The organism is Leptothoe sp. LEGE 181152 (assembly GCF_032906605.1).
Lineage (GTDB): Bacteria > Cyanobacteriota > Cyanobacteriia > Phormidesmidales > Phormidesmidaceae > Leptothoe > Leptothoe turfae.
Map to the genome: position 1 here is coordinate 1 of NZ_JASATU010000051.1, position 19,706 is coordinate 19,706.

Annotated in this window: 15 protein-coding genes and 3 tRNA genes; 3 read left to right on the forward strand and 15 right to left on the reverse strand. The window is 47.3% G+C overall.

Features of this window, described 5'->3' with window-relative positions; all coding sequences use genetic code 11:
• Positions 1-435: 435 nt before the first annotated feature.
• The 6 genes from QGP82_RS25040 to QGP82_RS25065 form a co-directional block, all read right to left on the reverse strand.
• Positions 436-507, reverse strand: a tRNA-Gly gene (locus QGP82_RS25040).
• A 144-nt stretch (positions 508-651) separates the two neighbouring features.
• Positions 652-2,076 (reverse strand): ferredoxin:protochlorophyllide reductase (ATP-dependent) subunit N, encoded by a 1,425-nt coding sequence (locus QGP82_RS25045; RefSeq protein ID WP_163702741.1) that lies wholly within the window; start codon positions 2,074-2,076, stop codon positions 652-654.
• 127 nt (positions 2,077-2,203) lie between these two features.
• On the reverse strand, positions 2,204-2,560 hold the full coding sequence (locus QGP82_RS25050; RefSeq protein ID WP_163703670.1) for a DUF5331 domain-containing protein: 357 nt from the start codon (positions 2,558-2,560) through the stop codon (positions 2,204-2,206).
• Between the two features lie 128 nt (positions 2,561-2,688).
• Positions 2,689-3,552, reverse strand: coding sequence for a ferredoxin:protochlorophyllide reductase (ATP-dependent) iron-sulfur ATP-binding protein (gene bchL, locus QGP82_RS25055; protein WP_348918250.1), 864 nt, complete (start codon positions 3,550-3,552; stop codon positions 2,689-2,691).
• Between the two features lie 599 nt (positions 3,553-4,151).
• Complete coding sequence (locus QGP82_RS25060) at positions 4,152-5,186, reverse strand: hypothetical protein (protein ID WP_499061367.1); 1,035 nt, start codon at positions 5,184-5,186, stop codon at positions 4,152-4,154.
• 269 nt (positions 5,187-5,455) lie between these two features.
• Entirely contained in the window at positions 5,456-8,032 is a 2,577-nt protein-coding gene (locus tag QGP82_RS25065; RefSeq protein ID WP_499061368.1) for a CHAT domain-containing protein, read from the reverse strand.
• Positions 8,033-8,372: 340 nt separating this feature from the next.
• Between QGP82_RS25065 and QGP82_RS25070 the strand changes: the two genes are divergently transcribed.
• Positions 8,373-9,086, forward strand: coding sequence for a DNA-binding response regulator (locus QGP82_RS25070; protein WP_499061369.1), 714 nt, complete (start codon positions 8,373-8,375; stop codon positions 9,084-9,086).
• Between the two features lie 3 nt (positions 9,087-9,089).
• On the opposite strand, the gene QGP82_RS25075 is transcribed toward QGP82_RS25070, so the two are convergent.
• The 9 genes from QGP82_RS25075 to QGP82_RS25115 form a co-directional block, all read right to left on the reverse strand.
• Positions 9,090-10,727: an acetolactate synthase large subunit gene (locus QGP82_RS25075; RefSeq protein WP_499061370.1), complete on the reverse strand. Its 1,638-nt coding sequence runs from the start codon at positions 10,725-10,727 to the stop codon at positions 9,090-9,092.
• A 106-nt stretch (positions 10,728-10,833) separates the two neighbouring features.
• Positions 10,834-12,213 (reverse strand): NAD-dependent succinate-semialdehyde dehydrogenase, encoded by a 1,380-nt coding sequence (locus QGP82_RS25080; RefSeq protein ID WP_163702746.1) that lies wholly within the window; start codon positions 12,211-12,213, stop codon positions 10,834-10,836.
• 686 nt (positions 12,214-12,899) lie between these two features.
• Positions 12,900-13,850: a Sll0314/Alr1548 family TPR repeat-containing protein gene (locus tag QGP82_RS25085; protein ID WP_163702747.1), complete on the reverse strand. Its 951-nt coding sequence runs from the start codon at positions 13,848-13,850 to the stop codon at positions 12,900-12,902.
• Positions 13,851-14,003: 153 nt separating this feature from the next.
• A complete protein-coding gene (locus tag QGP82_RS25090; RefSeq protein WP_163668931.1) occupies positions 14,004-15,590 on the reverse strand; it encodes a glycosyltransferase family 39 protein in 1,587 nt (528 codons plus the stop codon).
• 52 nt (positions 15,591-15,642) lie between these two features.
• Positions 15,643-16,008 (reverse strand): dihydroneopterin aldolase, encoded by a 366-nt coding sequence (gene folB, locus QGP82_RS25095; RefSeq protein ID WP_499061371.1) that lies wholly within the window; start codon positions 16,006-16,008, stop codon positions 15,643-15,645.
• Positions 16,009-16,119: 111 nt separating this feature from the next.
• On the reverse strand, positions 16,120-16,371 hold the full coding sequence (locus QGP82_RS25100) for a hypothetical protein (protein WP_163668935.1): 252 nt from the start codon (positions 16,369-16,371) through the stop codon (positions 16,120-16,122).
• A gap of 175 nt (positions 16,372-16,546) precedes the next feature.
• Positions 16,547-17,860, reverse strand: a complete 1,314-nt coding sequence (locus QGP82_RS25105) for a glutamate-5-semialdehyde dehydrogenase (protein ID WP_499061372.1) — start codon at positions 17,858-17,860, stop codon at positions 16,547-16,549.
• Positions 17,861-17,924: 64 nt separating this feature from the next.
• Positions 17,925-18,740, reverse strand: coding sequence for a nucleoside triphosphate pyrophosphohydrolase (gene mazG / locus QGP82_RS25110; RefSeq protein WP_163668939.1), 816 nt, complete (start codon positions 18,738-18,740; stop codon positions 17,925-17,927).
• A 39-nt stretch (positions 18,741-18,779) separates the two neighbouring features.
• Positions 18,780-19,304 (reverse strand): metal-binding protein, encoded by a 525-nt coding sequence (locus QGP82_RS25115; protein ID WP_163668941.1) that lies wholly within the window; start codon positions 19,302-19,304, stop codon positions 18,780-18,782.
• Positions 19,305-19,483: 179 nt separating this feature from the next.
• Between QGP82_RS25115 and QGP82_RS25120 the strand changes: the two genes are divergently transcribed.
• Positions 19,484-19,556 (forward strand) — tRNA-Val (locus QGP82_RS25120).
• Between the two features lie 50 nt (positions 19,557-19,606).
• Positions 19,607-19,679 (forward strand) — tRNA-Val (locus QGP82_RS25125).
• Positions 19,680-19,706 lie beyond the last annotated feature (27 nt).

Here is a 19,706-nt window from a genome sequence, read left to right on the forward strand (position 1 = left end):
TCCATTGTGATGCACCTTAAAAACGATGGTTTGTTTTTCAAGGGTTCATCACCTTTCCTCTTTTGGCAATACGTTCAGCGATTCGGCATTGAGCATCGTGCCTTTTATTTGGCCTAAATTTAGGTACTTAACCTGGATGTTAAATGCCTTGCCTACAAACAATTGCCCAGGTCATCCACAAGGAGATGGAAACTCGGATTCTGTGAATTTGGATCGAAATCCTTGTTCTCTCCTCCATTGTCTATCTTCTGTAGTCCCTCTTATCTTCATCCTCCGTCCACTTATGAGACCTTTGCTTTGCCCAGGGTATAGCCATGGCAAAACACTCGAAACCAATGAAATTTCTTACCCCAAACTTACCCCATAAATCGATCTAAATTAGACTTAATAATCACCTAACGCATGTTCTGGTATATGTACATTAAGGGCATAAAAAGCGGATGATGGGACTCGAACCCACGACATTCAGCTTGGGAAGCTGACGTTCTACCACTGAACTACATCCGCACTGGACTTGAATAGTAACAGTTGAAGTTGTATATAGGCCAACCCTTTAGCCTGACTTAAGCTTTTGTATAGTTTGAGATGTTCTTCTTCACCGGCAATTGTTCTCAAACAACAGCCGGTGAAACGTATCTTAAGGCTTAGCCGCTAGGCATTTGCTTCTTCTCGCACCAGCTTATTCCAACCCAAATCTTTGAGATTGCTATTGCGGCGTAGAGGCCGAGTCACTAACTCAAGAATGTCGCGAGTGTTGCCAAAGCCGTGAATTTGGGCAAAGGTGAATTCTACTGACCACTTGGTATTAATGCCTCTGGCCTCTAAGGGATTGGCGTGGGCCATCCCCGTAATCACCAGGTCGGGTTCAATTTCTAGAATGCGTTGAATCTGGTTGTAGTTGTCTGGTTTTTCCGTAATCTTGGGCTTGGGTACACCCATTTCCTCGCAGGTGCGCTCTAGGAACTGTAGCTCAGCTCCCTGGAAGCGTTTGTCCATGTAGGGAATACCAATCTCCGGTACAGTCATGCCACAGCGGATCAAGAAGCGGGCCATAGCAATCTCAAGGAGATTGTCACCCATGAAGTAAACAGATTTGCCACGAATAAGACTGACGTAATCTTCTACGGATTCCCAAATCTTGGCTTCTCGTTCGGCTAACCCCTTGGGTTCAACGCCTAAGACTGAGCAGATTTTCTCAACCCAGGCACGGGTACCATCGGGACCGATGGGGAAGGGGGCACCGATGACCTTTGCCTTTTTCCGTCGCATTAGAGTAGATGCAGTGCGAGATAAGAAGGGGTTTACGCCAGATGCAAAGTAGCCTTCTTTGATTACGGGCAGATCGGTGTAGCGGTTTTCTGGTAACCAGCCAGATACCTTGATGCCTTGCTTCTTAAGTTCTAAATTAAGCTGGGTGACCACTGGGTTAGGGACCGAACCAAATAGGATCAGGGGGCTGTGGTCGTAATACTCATCTGCAGCAGGGGCTTCGTCCGGAGCGACGGCTTCGTTTTTGCGACCTAGGGATAATAGCTTGCCAAGACCATTGCGTTCTTGCTTTTCTGGTTCGATGGCTTTAGTCGCGGGCTCTGCAGTGGGACAGCGCTGGGCCATGGCAGCGAGTACGGTGTCTTCACCCTGGGTAAAGGCATAGTCAAGGCCATTGGCACGGGCGACGACGATGGGAACGCCAATTTCATCTTCTAGGATGGGGGCAATGCCCTCGAGGTCGGTTTTGATGATTTCGGTGGTGCAGGTGCCGATCCAAACGATTACGCTAGGGTTGCGATCGCGCTTTATCTGCAAACACAACCGCTTCAGTTCTTCATAGTCATTCAACTTGGCAGAAATATCCCCTTCCTCCAACTCAGCCATGGCATAGCGTGGCTCAGCGAAGATCATGACGCCCATGGCATTTTGCAAAAAATAACCACAGGTTTTTGTACCAATGACCAAAAAGAAACTATCCTCAATCTTTTGGTAAAGCCACGCAACACAACTAATCGGGCAAAACGTATGGTAGTTGCCCGTATCGCAGTCAAATTCAAGAGAGGGAGTGTTAGCAGGTGTTGTCATCGTGATTATCGTCCTTAGAGCAGTAATAACTCTCGCTAAAGAGGAACGGTGAAAAGGGGGGTAACTGAGTCTCTGTAGCGATGGTTCACCGGGCAATAATCCGATAGGTTGTGACTGAGATGGCGCTTTAGAGTCCTTCCAAACCTTCTAAAAGAGGGGGATCGTCACCAGATGAAGCATCCAGTGTTGGACCATCTTCACCTGTGCCATTTAAGGCCATCTCTGGATCAAAATTAAGACCTAACACTTCGACTAGTGCATCTTCGTCAGAGTTGAGCTTATAGAACGGCACCATCAAATTTGATAGCTTAGGTTCTATGGCATTGATCACCCCTAAAATCAGGAGCGAAGATGGCCGCCGTCCACCGTCAGGCGTTCTAACGGAGACGTTGTTCATCTGTAGCTCTAACCAGGCGCGATTGTCTTGCACATAGTTCAACCACTTGTCGCGGATAGCGGTGGTGAAATTCTCAAAAAAGGCCATATCTTGAGATTTTTAAATCAGCGGGCACGCAGCAATTTAGCACCTCAGCGTCAGAATGGCCAGTCTTTTGAGAAACTCAAAGCAAATAAATGACTAGCAACCTATCGGATTAACCCGTGAATGTTGGGCTAAACCATCATTAGATCCATTTCATTTTTCTGAACAGGGGCGTCTTCAGGGGGGTTGAGATAGAAGTCTGACAGCAGTGAGAAGAGCTCACGGTCGGCAGCATCTTTAGGTACCACACCTTCAGGACGAGCAATGAGCTGATCGGCAATGTTCAGATAGTACTGGCACACTGGCTCCAATGATGGATCAGATTCAGCCATTTCAAACATGGTTTTGCCCTTGACCCGTGAAACACGAATATCTTCAATCAGGGGCAAAATTTCTAGCACCGGCATCGGCACCGCTTCGATATACTTGTCAATCAGATCCCGTTTAGATGTACGGTTACCGATGAGCCCAGCCAGCTTCAGCGGGTGAGTGCGGGCTTTTTCCCTGACGGATGCCGCAATGCGATTAGCGGCAAACAGGGCATCAAAGCCATTGTCAGTGACGATCATGCAATAGTCAGAATAATTAAGCGGTGCGGCAAAGCCACCACAGACCACGTCCCCCAAGACGTCAAATAGAATGACATCGTATTCGTCAAAGGCGTTGAGCTCCTTAAGGAGTTTGACGGTTTCGCCGACCACATAGCCGCCACAGCCAGCACCTGCAGGGGGACCGCCCGCTTCTACGCAGCTAACACCACCATAGCCTTGGTAGATAACATCTTCGGGCCAAATATCTTCGTAGTGATAATCCCGTTCCTGTAGCGTGTCAATAATGGTGGGGATTAAAAAGCCCGTTAGGGTAAAGGTGCTGTCGTGTTTAGGGTCACAACCGATTTGCAGGACCTTTTTGCCGCGTTTAGCAAGTGCGACAGAGATGTTGCAGCTGGTGGTGGATTTGCCAATGCCGCCTTTTCCATAGACCGAGAGTTTCACGCTCGTTGTCTCCTTCTGGTGGGTTGGTCTAAGCGACCATGTCTGTGGGTCATTGTGGGTAATCAGCGGCTGATTGGATAGGGTTCAAGAAAATGGATGACTACCAAAAATGCTTTCTGAATCAGAATTTATTTCAAAATAATTACTCAAGGCTTTCTAATCTTAGAAAAAGGATATTTGGGCCACTAATATTATTTTTAGGGTCTAATTAAATAAAATATGGATCAAAAAGCAAATTTTTGAAATGCCTCTATCTCCTTCTCCTAAAAGACTTTTGTCGTTTTATATAGACCTGAATAAATCCATTTCAAAGGGTGTTTCAGGCTAAAAGATGTCTGGTTGTTTGAACCTATTCCGTAGAGTCTTCCCTTGGGAGTGCCCTAAGATTTAGTTTGATAAGACACTTCATTATCCTCAGCTTTTGTAGGGCTGGCACGAGGCACAGCCCCTACAGTGGAGATCCATTTTGACTGGGGAATGAATACTGGGTTCAGTTAGACTTACCCATGGCTGATGTGGATCTGGCTAAAGAATATTCGACAGTTATCACTCAGCATAATGTTAAGAATGTTTTATTTGAAAATAAATAAAACAGAATGCTAAGAATTTGTTTCGTCTTTTGAAATGTTCGCAATGTGATTCTGGGGGAACCAGGTCAAGTCTTGGTCAGCGGTTTCAAAATTATTGGCCGTAAAGAGTTGGCTGCTGACTGATAGTTCGTTATCCCACTGGGGCTGACTGATCTGTGCTAGAGATTGGTAATTCGCTCTGAATTGGGCAATTGCTTGATTTATTTGGTGGATAATTTCTTGCTCAGACTTTGGGGCTTTAGGGGATTGGATTTGCAGCTGTTTTTCGAAAAAAAGAATACTGGCTAAGGCGTATAGATTTTCTTGGGTGTCCAATGTTTTGGAAATTTTGACGTTGCTGTTTCTCAGGGCAGTGCGGATAAATCTGACGCTTGGTGGATGGGACTGATTGTTTGGAAGTTGGGCAATAAAATTGGCGCAGAAAGCTTTGACGCCATCGGTAAGCATTATTTTTTGATGCTGCACCAGCTGAGTCACTAATGCCGTAATTTGTGTTGGAATTTTTGTGCCTAGGGGAGGAATGGGTTGGGATAACTGAGTGCCAAACGTTTGCAGGGCAATATATAGGAGGCGTTTTTTCTCAGGCAGGCTCAATTTTGGCTCTGGTTGAGCGTTATTGAGTATCGCGATCGCAGCCTTAGTCAAGTTGACAAAGTCTAATGCCGATAGTTTTGATGAAATCCGCTGTAGATAGGTGCGAATTAAGAAGATGAGTGTTTTTGCTGCATCATCTAAACGGGCTTTTACTTGGTGAACAGCGGCTGCAAGAACAGCGTCTCCGTTTGCATCACTGTACTTATCCAAACGCTCTAGCCAGTCTATCTGTCGGTAATTCTGACGGTAATCATGATGCAGTTTGTAAATTGAGATGCCCAATTCCTGGCCCGATTCCTGGCCTGTGATGTCCATCACTATGATTAACGCTGCCAGAATAGCCTGGCATTCCAGGTCGGACCTGGCCTTACCGTAGGTTTGCTCAAAAAGCGCTAACGCTATTAACAGTCTTTGGCTATCAAAATTGGATAAGGTGGCAGGGCTGACCATAACTGTCTGCAGATGTTAAGAAGACCAGGCTCTCAGCCCCTGTATGTAGATAATGCAGGAAATCTACTTGGCACCTTTGCAATGTGCCAGGAGCTAAAGTTAAAGTATATGCTGATGGCCGTGTTGAACTCCAATTAAGAAATTACACAACAGAAGTAGACCATTATCCCAACGGCAACATTCGTTCCATGGCATGCTCGAAAGCATTGAGGCTAGCCACACCCGATATGGCACTCGAATTGTTGTTGTAAACTAGAAAAAACATAGCCTCAGAGGCCATTACCAATCAAGATGAAGGGTGCCCAATAGTAGGGATGGCTTAGATCTGTCGCATCGATTGGAAGATTCCCATCAATTGAAAGTGTCAGCAGTGCTGCTCGACTGCTGTCGTCAGCCATACTAATTAAGCGACGTTGAGCATGCTGTAGTGCTTCAGCTTTTGACACTCCTCCTCGACTCAGAGCATCATAAAACGCATTCATAAGAATTTGGGTTCCCCCGTCATCTACTTGCCAGAGAGAGCCCATGGCTGCTTCAGCCCCAGCCCTCTGCATTAAATAGCCAAACCCAAGAATCTCATCTCCAGTAATCGATTCAGAGAGCTCTCCTTGGGCAAGGCTTTCCTCTGCCAAGAGAACATCTCCTACTGCGGTTTCACAAGCACTGAGTACTACTAGTTCCACATTGGGAAAACTCCAACCCTTGACATCAGCTAGAGTAACTAAGTCACCGTTGCCAAATAGAATATAGGAGTTTTCTAGCGAACCAGGGTTGAAAGCTGCATGGGTAGCTAAATGGACGATGCGGTAGTCATCCATTTCAAAAATAATGTCTGGGGTAAACTCTTCATTAAGCCGTTTGACAGTCCCAGGAATAAGGTTAGACAGGGCTTCAACTTCAGGTGCAGCAAACGGCAAACCAGCATGGGAAATCGTGGTATCACCTAGCTGAACAACATGATTTCCTTCGGTAAACGCTGCGGCTAACACATTAACGTTCTCCCTGGAAGGAAGATTGTCGAAATCTGCAAGACTGGCAGCAGTAATATTGTTGACGCGATAATTTTGAATCAGCCAGTTATTGCCATCATGTAACGCTGCCAAGGGTATGTAGCGCAATCGCAAATCAGGAGAATAGATAATGGTATCAGCTTGAGCTTGCTCTAAATCATTTTCAATTGGGCGAATCAGCCAATTGTATAACTGTTGTGCAGGAGTAATAGCGTTGCTGCTTGGGTATTCAAGAGCATAACGTAGTTTACCAATGATGCGGTTCAGTTCTGTTCGTGTTATGGGTACTGTTTTTCTGATCGGGGCGGTATTAGGGGTAACCAACACTAGCTCTAATCGGTCATCCAGAACCAAGGGATAAAGCATAACCACGTTTTGGTTATGGGTGTCCTTGAGGGCTAATAAGTTATCTCGTAGAGCATTTAGCTCTGTTAACTCAACATTAACAGCGCCTACGGTAGTCCGCAGACGATTGACTAGTGTGACAATCTCAGATTGCTCAAAAAATGCTTGAAAGGAAAGTAAAGCTGTCTGCTCTAACTGGCGTAACTCTATCAGACGATCTCGTTGTTGAGGTGTGCGCTGATCAGGAGAGATTTTAGCTAAACTCGCTCGCTCTTGTCCTAAAGCAATCAGTTTGTCTTGACTGGCTTTGTAACGCTCAATAATAGCCTGTTCATCAGGACGAATGGAAATACCAGATTGTATGCTTGAATCACTTCGTATGCCACGGACATAGTTGTCAAGTTCCTGGACTCTTAGCAAATCCATTACCTGCTGAGCTTCGAGAATACGATCTTGTTGGAGGAGTAAATCAGCTAGATGACGATACTCATCTTCAACGGTAGCTGTAAAAGATGATTGAAGTTCTGGCTCAAGAGCTTGATTGTTTTCTCGAATGGACTCATAGATGTTGATAGCTTGCTTAAAAAAGATAATTGCTAGTTCCGGTTTAATCTGCTTTTCAAGCAAATAACCAATATTACTTAAGTTATTGGCTTCACCTGAACGGTTGCCAAGTTCCCTGTTAAGGGCCAGACTTTCTTCATAATTTTGTAATGCTTCTGAATGATTTCCAAGCCGTCGAGAAATATTGCCGATATTACCTAAAGTGACTGCTTCGCCTATGCGATCGCCCACCTCACGAGCGATCGCTAAGCTTTCTTCATAGTATTGAAGTGCCTCTGAGATTTTTCCACTTTGATGGGCAGTAATACCAATATTGGATAGGATTGTCCCAAGATTTGATAATGCATTAACTTCACCTGCACGGTTATTCATCTCACGAGAGATCGTCAAGCTCTCTCGATAATATTGCAATGCTTCGAAATTGTTTCCATGCTGATATGCGATATTGCCAATATTTGCCAAAGTAGTGGCTTCGCCTGTCCGATGACCTAGTTCTCGTTTGAGGCTTAAACTCTCCTCATAGTATCGTAACGCTTCTGAATAATTGCCTAGCTTCTCGTAAACAACGCCAATGTTACCTAGGGTGATGGCTTCATTTAAACGATTACCTAATCTACGGGAGAGCTCTAAACTCTCCTCATGGTACTGAAGGGCTTCGGGATAATTGCCAAGGCGTTGATAAAAGACGCCAATGTACTCCAATACATGAGCTACTTTTATCAGATTATTTGTTTGCTGATAGAGTTCCAGAGCTTTTTGCAGTTTTTCTAGGGCTGATTTCCACTGCTCCGTTTGATAGTATTCGATACTTTCATCGAAAAGTCTATCGGCCTGACGATTCAAATCTGTTTGTGCCCTTACCAACTTTGGCCCGATGGTATCCAACAGCACAATCGACGCTGTGCCAAAGGCTATCGAAAAGACCAATGAGCTTAAAGTAAAGCAACGGGCTAAATACATATTAAGCCGCTAAATTACGCTAATTTACTACATCTTAAGTTACATACAGTTTCTGACAATTTCAGTAGACTTACGGAATGACTTTATAATTCATGGCAATAGGGCGATGATGGCAATATGGCAATGAATGCTAGCATTTGCAGACTGATAAAGCATTCAAAACCCCTCTGGATTCTTATCCTGGGTTCCTCGCAACTACATCTGAAGTGATAAACCGGTTAGGTAAAAACTTGCAAACCATTTGTACAATGTCTCAAGACCTGCGCAAGAATGGGCACTACGATGAGCACATCTGAAACCTGTATCCATGGCAGCTACTCCCGAGCAAATCCAAGAAGTTTTAGCGCTACGCGATCGCAAAGTAGGTCCCAAACAAATCGCCCGTAAGCTAGGTCTACGACCCGCCGAGGTCAACAATATTATCCAAACCCAGTTAAGCGCGAATCCTGAAAACCATGGTCAGCCTAAAAAGCACTCTAAGCTTAAAGAGTGCTTAATTGATTCCCAAGGATTTGATCGCTTTTTTGGTAGCCGAAATACTCGCAAAGATCGTAAAGGGCTGTCCCAGATTATGGTGACCCGTGCCGATGGCACCCATTATCTGGTCACCACTTTTCTTATTGATGCATGGTGTCTGGGGGTAAAAGATGCCATGGGACCTCGCAAAGTTAAAACCACTGACTATCCGTTAATGCGAGAGAATGCTTATGCCCACACCATGGATGATAGCTATAGAACGATATCCCTGGAACAGGCTCAATCAGTTATCTACGGTGCTGTGGACTATGCTAAACGTCTAGGCCTTGACCCCCATGAAGACTTCGAACGGGCCAAGCATAATCTCGGCCCTCGCATGGATAATCTGCCTCGCCATGAATTTGGTAAAAACGGTAAGCCCTATTACTTTGCTGGCCCCTATGACAATCCAGATAAAATTATTGCCAAACTCAGAGAAAGCGTTGGTGAGGGCAACTTTAAATACACCATTGGTATGGACTTGGGTATGGGGACTGTACTCTAGCTATCAAATAATACAGGCCAGTTCCCGTGACTTTTCAGTGAATAGAAGATTTTCACCATAGTCAATGGGGCAGTCAATAACAGCGGGTACATCAGCTTCCAGAGCTGCTTTTAATGTGGGGATAAAGTCTTCTGTCGACGTTACTCGATAACCCTGGAGACCAAAGCTCTTGGCCAGGGCAACAAAATCAGGATTGGTAAATTTGATAAACGCAGATTCACCATAGTAATTATGTTGTTTCCACTCAATTAGACCATAGCCACCATCGTTAAAGATAATGGTGACAAAGGGAGTCCCTAAACGTAGCGCTGTTTCTAGCTCCTGGCAGTTCATCATAAAGCCGCCATCACCTGTGACCGCAACAATCTTACGGTTGGGATAGACAAGTTTAGCTGCGATCGCACCCGGTATGGCAATACCCATGGAGGCAAACCCATTGGAAATCAGACAGGTATTCGGTTGCTCACAATGGTAGTTGCGGGCAATCCACATTTTGTGGGCTCCTACATCTGAGAGCACAATGTCATCGGGTCCTACTACCTGACGCAGATCGTAGAGTAGTTTCTGGGGCTTAATGGGAAATGCCAGATCGTTACAATATTGTTCATAGTCAGCCCGCATCTCATCTCGTACCGCTTGGAATGGATAGCTTGATTTTGCATTACGTTCCACCCGTTTCAAAATCTGTTCAAGGGAATCTTCAATATCCCCAATCACTTCCACCATGGGGACATAGCTACTGTCAATTTCTGCGGGGGTCAAGCTCACATGCACAATGGGAATTTGTCCATGGGGGTTCCACTTTTTCGGTGGATATTCTACTAAGTCATAGCCCACGGCGATGACTAAATCACTTTTATCAATGGCGCAGGAAATAAAATCTCGCTGCTGCAGACCAACAGTCCAAAGGGCCAGGGGATGCTGATATGGAATGACTCCCTTACCCATAAAGGTATTGGTAACAGGAATCTGCAATTCATCCACTAGTTTAGTGATCGCTCCACTAGCCCGCGCTCGAATAGCCCCATTACCCACTAAAATTAGCGGTCGTTCTGCCCGAGAGATCGCGTCCGCCGCTTTCTGAATGGTGTCAAAGGCCGCAAAGGTTTTACCGTTGCGATCGCAGGTCAGCGGTTTTCCCTCCGCTTCCATATCGGCAATATTTTCGGGTAAGTCAATATGCACAGCCCCTGGATTACCCGTTTGCGCTAACTTAAAAGCTTTACGCACAATTTCCGTTGTATTACTAGGTCGCACAATTTGAGTGTTCCATTTAGTCACGGGGGCAAACATCGCCACCAAATCTAAATATTGGTGAGACTCAATGTGCATGCGGTCAGTCCCCACCTGACCAGTAATCGCCACCAATGGGGCACGATCTAGATTGGCATCGGCCACCCCTGTGATTAAATTGGTTGCCCCTGGCCCCAGTGTGGATAAACACACCCCCGCCTTGCCCGTTAGCCGACCATAGACATCGGCCATAAACGCCGCCCCTTGCTCGTGACGAGTAGTGACAAACTGTATAGAAGACTGTTTCAACGCCTGAAGTACTTGGAGATTCTCTTCTCCGGGCACACCAAAAATGTACTCCACTCCTTCATTTTCGAGACAACGGACAAGGAGTTCTGCAGTGTTCATAAAAGATACCTAGGGAATGGGTAATGCAACGTCAAAATTTCAGTTGTAGGGGTGTTCCATAGGTGGCGGCGTTCCATGGAGCGCCCCTCCAAAATAACAAAATGCTCTAACTCACACAAACCGTCTTGGCATTGACAAACTCTAAAATGCCATGTCTGCCAAGTTCACGGCCAATACCTGACTGTTTAATCCCGCCAAAGGGCAAACGTGGGTCGGATTTTACCATGCTGTTTATAAATACAGCACCGGCTTCAATCTCATTGACCAAACGTTGTTGTTCCGCTGAATCTTGCGTCCAACCGCTGGCACCCAAGCCAAAGGCAGTAGCGTTAGCTAACTGAATCGCCTCGTCTAGATCCTGGACTCGGAAAATCAGGGCCACAGGACCAAAAAACTCTTCTTGATCAGCCGGGGTGCCGGGGGGGATATGACTCAAAATCGTCGGTGGGTAAAAATTACCCAGCTCTAACTCAGGGGGTAATGTGGCTTTTAGTTTTTCTAGATTACCCCCCACTAGAGCCTTGGCCCCTGAAATCAGACAATCGTGGACCTGTTTGTGAATGTCCTGCAAGATAGACGGTGTTGCCAATGGACCAATGTCTGTTTCAGACTGCATGGGATCGCCTACTTTCAAGGCATTAAACTTATCCACTAAGCGTGTCTCAAACTCATCCGCAATGGTGCTAACCAAGATAAACCGCTTAGCCGCAATGCAAGATTGGCCATTGTTTTGCAAACGGGCCATAACAGCGGTCTCCACCGCCTGATCTAAGTCAGCACTGGGTAGGACAATAAAGGGATCGCTTCCCCCCAGCTCCAACACTACTTTCTTCAAATGCTGTCCAGCGGTGGCAGCCACCTGGGAGCCAGCAGGGCCACTGCCAGTGAGGCTAACGCCACGGACGCGCTCATCGGCAATCACTGTAGCCGTTTGCTCAGCCGTAATTAGCAACGTTTGAAATGCACCCTCAGGAAAACCAGCCTTGCGAAAAATTTGTTCTATAGATAGAGCGCATTTAGGGACGTTGGAGGCGTGTTTCAGTACGACCACGTTACCGGCCATCAGAGCGGGTGCAGCTAACCGAAACACCTGCCATAGGGGAAAATTCCACGGCATCACCGCCAAAATAATCCCTAGGGGCTGATAGCGGACGTAGCCTATGGCTGAGCGCTCATCTGCTAGATAATCTGCCCCATGCTCAGCATAGTGACGACAAACCCAGGCACACTTTTTTACTTCTGCGATCGCAGCCCCGATGGGCTTACCCATTTCCTGGGTCATGATGCGACCCAGCACCTCAGCATGGTCTTCTAAATAATCAGCAGCAGCCCGTAGCCAAGTGCTGCGATCGCTAAATGATGTCCATCGATAGTGCTGATATTGTGCTTCTCCTGCTGCTAATTTTTGCTCTATCTCGTCTAATCTCAGAGGAGAATAGGTTTTATAAACTTTACCAGTGGCCGGGTTAATACTTTGAATTGCCATCGCGGACCTCCCGTAGGTCTTCTCATCTGGCCTAGGTCTAGGCCATCATCCATTGGGTGGGTCAGATGTAGCAAAACAGTCAAGGTCGGATACACTGCACATTTTCCATCAGCTGGCTTACCCAACCCAAACCCAGAAGGTATCTCTAATGTGACAAATGTGACAATTTCCGTCTTCAGAAAAGCAGTTTCTGCATTGATTATTTACTTTTTTAAACAATTCCAAACAAATGCCGATGGTTTTTATCTGGTGACGGTTAAGAACTTGTTAAGTTAGGGAGCAATCACTATTACGACGGTTATGGTAGTAACCAAGATACCTCCTAACTGCGTCTCCAGCCCTGTTGAAGCCCGTATCGGCTAATTTATCGACAGGGCTGCTACTTTTTTAAAGCTAATTCAGTATTGATTTTTACGTTATTTCTTATTTCTTTATAAATTGAAATAGTAGTTTTTTATTCCTAATTGATTTAGATAGATCAATATCAACCATGGATTTTTATTTAAACTATTGAAATCCGGGTTTAACCAGAAACTAGTAGTCTGTCAAAGTCAAAATTTTGAGTAGGGCTGACACGAAGACACGGGGAGGGAGAGACGCGGAGACGTTGATTGCTTAAACGCTTCGCGTCTCCATATCTCCTCTTCTCCGCGTCTCATTCTAAATCAGTAACGGTTTTTAGGTGATTATTCAGACTTACCTAGTTCCGCAACAAAGTCACTTGCTTCTTTGCCACAGGTCTCATGGGAGCCACCCAAAGTGCGACATTTTTCCTTATATATTTTGCGAGTAAGGCTAGGGGGTAGCTGCGCCGCATACTCCAGTGCCTTATCAAACATGGCAACACTGTCATCAGTCTCTTCCTGGCGTCGATGGAGTTGTGCCTTGAGATAAAACAGTTCTGGGTTTTCTGGGGCTGTTTCTAACGCTTGTTCTACAGCTTCCATGGCATCGGGCATCTGACCCAAATCGCGATAGCCCAGCGCAATACCACGGTAGGCTAGATAACTAGGGTTGCCATACTGTGACAGGCGCTCAATGGCGTCCTCAGGATTGGAGAAAGGTAAATTAACAGCCAACATTAAATCCATAAACCCTTTGACCAGGTTAAGTTCTGGGTCAGTGCTATCAATCTTTTCTGCTTCACCAATATGGCCAAAAACCTGTTGTAACATTGCCAATGCAGCCGGTGTACTACGGGCCACACCCTGAGTGCTCATCATGTGAGCCCCTTCCATAAAAATACCTACTGCCGAGTAAATATGTCCTCGTAATGGATCCGTTTCCAACAGAGTTTCAGCGGTGGATCTGGTTAATGCCACTTCTTCCTCTAGTTTGTCCCAGTCTTCATCAAGATAGGCCATGGATGCCGCCATGCTATGTACCAAAGGTTCGCCTGCTTCAGAATCCTTTGCCAATTCCAAAGCAGTCCGGGCTCCCACATAGTCACCTTCTTTAAAGAAGGCTTCAAAGGCCTCTTCGGCATGGGGACCAATATTGCGCTCGTCACCAGCGCGAAATGGGTCGCCAGCTAACGCCGGAGACGTCGTTATGGTCAGTGTTGCGGCCATTAGCGCCCCGAAGAACTTTAAAGAGCGTTTGGGACGATTAAAAAAATTCAAAACTCGAAACGTCATGGTGCCTATCCTAATGAAGTGGGCGCTGTGAACGATGGCAGCGCTTGCATGGGCGCTTTCAAGAAATGAGTATAGCGACTTGATTCATAAACTACTGGTAATCTATGAAACTCTTTAAGCTGTCATAGTGTGAGGCGTTGCTAACTGCGCCCCTTAAGTCGTTGTATGACACTGATATTGTTGTTGACGAGTGCCTTCTGTTTTAACCCGTTTGCCTATCTGAAAACACCTGTGTTGAGACAGGCTAACAGTGGGTGGAAATGGCCCCTGACGTTGTGGTTCTACTAACCAAAGGGTGAAATTATTGGTTGGTATGGCTGCGCTATTGTTCAGGCTGGGCTGCCAAGTTTTGACATCAGCCGACCCCGTAAAGGCAACTTGGATATTTTCACGCTGGGGAATAGCTAACACATAGCTTAAAGCACGGGCACGATAGCCGTCTCGCTGGGGGGCTACCAAAACAACCGTAGCTTCAGGATCTGCCCCTATACGTCGACCAATTTGACCGGGCAGGTAGGGTTTGAGTAAAGCGATATCGTAGCTGATCAAAACCTGGCTGAGGACACCGGCTGCGATCGCAACCCCCAATACCCAGGGTTTACATCGAGCCATTGCCATGGCTGCCATCACCGTTACCGCTGGATACAGCATAAAAAAGTAGCGGGGGGCCAGGGTGAGATCTTTGCCCAAACCATAGGTAATGGCAATCATGATGGCAAATACGGCCACACCATAGCCTACAAGTGGAGCGCCTAAATCCAGCTGCGGTTCCAAATGCCACCCCCTAATTAACGGACGCAGCACAATGCCAAAAACCACCAGCATAATTAGGGCTGACCCAATGGTGACCCATTGCGGCACTTGCTCTACAGGCAGCAAAATCAGCATAAACAGCCCGGTCACCAGGGACTGTAGCCAGGGCAATATCAGGGTTTCCCAAAGGGGGGCCGACTGACTCAGCCAACCAGTGCCGCCTTCCCTGTGAAAATGGATGAAGGCGGTGGGCAACCATGGTACATACAACAGCGCTGTACCTGCCATCGCTAGCAACCAAGGCAAGGCTTCAGAGCGTCGGTCTCGACGCCAGAGGATGCGGCTAGCGGTGATCAACCATTGGGCAATAATGCTAAAGCTATAGAAGTAGTGAACGTAAATACCTACTGCATTTAAGCCAACCCAGCTCAACCAGCGCCAGGGAGACCGATCACCCTGGAGTAAGGCCATCCAATTGGTGAGGGCAAACAGTGCGATCGCAACTGCCAAACTATAGTGCCGTGCTTCCTGGGATAGGTAGATGCCGTAGGGCGACACTGCCATCAGCAGGGCGGCTATGGTGCCGACGCGTTCTCCCGCCAATCGACGTCCCAGGTAAAATGCGCCAGCGACAGCCACAATCCCCCAGAGCACGGCAAAGGTTCGTAGCGTCCAAATGGACATTCCCAGTCCGTGTAACCAAACATTCATCGCCATAAAAAACAGCGGTGGATGGTTGCTATAGGTGGTTAATGCCTGGGCGGCCTGTAGGGTAGAACCGGGAGTATCTAATAGCGCCCAGTAACGTTCCGGCGGCAGTAACGTATTCATGGGAATCTCATTCAGATTCTTCCCAAGACTATAGAACGTGGTGTAAAGCTCATCCACCCAAAGGGGCTTAGCCGCTAGACGCCACAATCGCAGGAGCGCTGCCAGTAATAAAATCAGCGCTAAAGGGTGTTGTTGATTTAGCCTCAGCTTAGGCAATGGTTTGCTCTCGCTAATGGTGCCCCCAGCATGGTAGCCGATTCACTCCAGATTAAGAACGGGTTCTCACCATTGTTATGGCCACTCGTCCATCAAAATTAGGCACTGGAGCAGTCAGTTTAGTGACTGTCACTTGAATTTTTTCTAGACGTTCATCGTTGGCAAGGGCTTGGGTTGCGATCGCATCTCCTAGCCGCTCAATGAGTTTAAATTTTTCCGTCTGAATAATCTGCTGTGTCTGCTGGATAATATCGGCATAGTTATGGGTATCTGTCAGACTGTCGGATTTGCCCGCCACCGACAAGTCCATCCACAGCGTCAGATCTATCTCAAACCATTGACCTAAAACATTCTCTTCGGGCAGGGCCCCAATGTAGCCATAGGCACGGATGCCGGTCACATTAATACGATCAGCCATTTAACAGTTATCTAAACTATTTCCAATCAAGGAATCTCCACTGCCGGGTGAACCTCTATGGGTCCTAGTCTTGCCGCTGACTGAACCCGCTACAGTCAGCGGCCACTAAAATCAGCTGCCAATATGGGAAAGTACCGAACCCACTATCAAAAGAGCTGTACTAATGGCGAATTTTTGTAATGCTTCTCTTTTAAAAGCCTCTCCTAGTTGAATATTGCTATCTGTACTTTCATTGTCGGTGCCAACTTTTTTGGAAACCTTTGCCCCAAGCGTGCTACTCCATGCCAATAGAAACCATAGGAGAAACCAGGCCATATTGACAGCTCCTATCAACAGGAAAGCCGTGCCAATCAGTGCAATCATGAAAGTCTTTTTGTTGTTCTGTTGTGGGGACGTTTCATTCTAGGCGACACAATATGGGGTTGGCCATAGGTGGCCACAATCTAGTGACTAAAGTCATGAAGGGGCTTAAATGGTCTATAGAAAGGCTGATGCTGTCCCCATAATCCAGCTGTCGATTAACAACATCCATTAACAATCAGGCTAAATCGCGATGGGTAAATGGTTTAGCGTTTTCTCCTGAGTAGGTGGCAACAACATGACCGTTGCCGACTACCTGATATTTATAGGTCACCAAACCCTCTAACCCAACCGGGCCACGGGGAGGCATCTTTTGGGTGCTGATGCCCACTTCAGCGCCAAAGCCATAGCGAAAACCGTCGGCAAAACGAGTAGAGCAGTTGTGATAAACGCCTGCGGCATCCACCTGGGCCATAAATCGATCGGCAGTGGCTTGGTCTTCGGTTGCGATCGCATCCGTATGCCGTGACCCATAGGTATTAATGTGGTCAATCGCCGCATCCACTGAATCCACCACTCGAATCGCCAAAATCAAATCATTGTATTCAGTGGACCAGTCGCTCTCCGTTGCTGCCTGAATATCAGTTAAAACCTGTCGTGTAGCATCATCCCCTAGCAGTTTCACCCCTTCTTTCCGTAGAGCCTCAGCTAGAACGGGCAAGGCCTGAACTGCAATATCTTTATGAACTAGCAACGTCTCAATGGCATTACAGGCCGATGGATAGCCCACTTTGGCATCCACAGCAATTTTGGCCGTCTTTTCTAAGTCAGCCGCCACATCCACATATAAATGGCAAATACCATCTGCATGGCCTAGCACCGGAATGCGAGTATTCTCTTGAACAAAGCGAACAAAGGCATTAGACCCGCGAGGAATAATCAGGTCCACATAGCTATCTAGCTCCAGCAGCGCCCGTGTCTCTTCCCGCGTAGTCAATAGCTGCACGGCATTGGGGTCCAAACCCACATTAGTCAAGCCCTGACGAATGGCCTTGACCAGCGCCTGGCAAGAGCGCACAGCTTCTTTTCCCCCTTTGAGAATGACACCGTTACCAGACTTCACAGCCAATGTAGAAATCTGCATGACAGCATCAGGGCGGGACTCAAAAATAATCCCCAGTACTCCCAGCGGACAGGCTATCCGCTTGAGCTCTAGGCCATTGTCCAATTCCCGATGAATCTGGACTGCACCGGCTGGGTCGGGCAGCTTAGCCACATCCCGGACACCCTTGATCGCTCCCTTCAGCTTCACAGCATCCAGCTTTAGCCGTCCGTAAAGGGGCTTCGCCAGTTTATCGTCTAACGCCGCCTTCAAATCAGCTTCATTGGCGACTGTGATATCTGCTGCCGCCGCTTCTAATGCCTGGGCAATGGCCTCAATGGCCTCGTTTTTTTGCTGGGTGGACAGACTGGCCAGGGTGCGGGCTGCTTGACGTGTGCTGGTTGCGATCGCAACCAAAGAATTCTCAACAGCAACCGAAGATACAGACATGGGGTTCCGTGGGATGTTTACTCATTTCATCTAGGTTACCTAGAATAACGCGTCCTATGCGTCCTCAACCTTCCCCCGCAATCTTCCGTTTTGCGTGCTGCCAGAGTGCCTCTAGTTCCTCAATGCTGTGATCATCCAAAGGCTTTTCCGCTGACTGCTCCAGCAGTCCAAACCGTTGCACAAAGCGACGATTTGTCCCCTGTAGAGCCGCCACCGGGTCAATGTCACACCAGCGGGCCACCTGCATTAAACTAAACAGCACATCACCAAACTCAGCTGCCTGGTTCTCGGCACTTTCATGGGCCAGAGCATGGCGAAATTCTCCCAGTTCCTCCTCCACCTTTTCCCACACACCATCCAGGGTTTCCCACTCAAACCCAGCCTTAGCCGCTTTCTTAGAAATTTTCATGGTGGCAGTCATTGGAGGCAACGTACGGCCATAACGAGCCAGCTTAGAGGTTAAGGTCTGCTCATCTTGATTGCCCTTCTCTGCCGCTTTGATAGCTTCCCAAGTAACATGCACCTCTTCGGGGGTTGCCGCTTGGCTGTCACCAAATACATGGGGATGACGTCGAATCAGTTTTTCCGCAATGCCTTGGGCCACATCTCCAAGGTCAAACGCATCTGTCTCACTAAAGATTTGCGACTGCAGCACCACCTGTAGCAACAAGTCCCCTAGCTCCTCAGCCATATGCTCACGGTCACCTTGTTGAATTGCATCGACCACCTCATAGGCTTCCTCCAGCACGTAGGGAGTCAGACTCTCAGGCGTCTGGGCCAGATCCCATGGGCAGCCGCCTTCAGGGTTACGCAGCTGAGCAACGACATCAATCAGACGCTGGAGGGATTCTAATGTTTTAGATTGCAGGTTTATGGTCATGGATTTTAGCAATAGAGGCAGGTTGTGACTAAGCTCAGCCTATCGTTTACGATGGCCCTGATGACGCCGCTTTTTCTTATATGCGGAGACTAGCCAGTCGCTGGTGTAATGACTTAGTGCCCCGAGTTCAAGACCCACTAGCAACGCTAGCCACTCCCTCCAGTATTGAACAAACAGGCTGACTAAGATGGGTTCGAGCCTTTGCCAAGATAGCTGGGCCTGCCAGAAATGATTGATTGCAAGTACCCCTACAGTTGCAAACAGCGCAATCCAAACACCTAGATAAAGCACCCGAACTATCGTGCCAATCAGAGGGCCGTGGGACCACCTAGAACGATGCTTGATAGCCACCTGATAGGGATACCAAATCCAGCGCATCAGACCCCATCGGCGATATTGCACTGACTGAATATCTAGATCGGGACCCATCATCAAGCCACTGAGCAAAAAGCTGAGACCGACAATAACCGTTAGCGGCATATCAAGGGTTATGAAAAAAGCGCCTATCAGCACCAGAGGTAATAGCCACAGCGTAATTCGGTCATGATGTTTTCCAGATGGCATAGGTCCTCAACAGCACAGCGCCCGTTCCTCGGGCTTTAATAATACAAATGAATTACCGCTGTTTTGAAAAAAGATTACCTTTGACCGCTGTCACCTGAATTACATTTTCTTTGAAAAAAAGTTCGCCTTTAGTCGCTGTCATCTGTTAATATCTATTCCTGTGCAAACACGCAGTTCACGGACGGTTAGCTCAGTTGGTAGAGCGCCTGCCTTACAAGCAGGATGTCACTGGTTCGAGCCCAGTACCGTCCATACTTACCCCAGAGGTAAGTCATTCAAGCCCTGTTAACGCAGGCAGTCACGGACGGTTAGCTCAGTTGGTAGAGCGCCTGCCTTACAAGCAGGATGTCACTGGTTCGAGCCCAGTACCGTCCATCAAGGAAAGTCAAGCCTTAAGCCAAT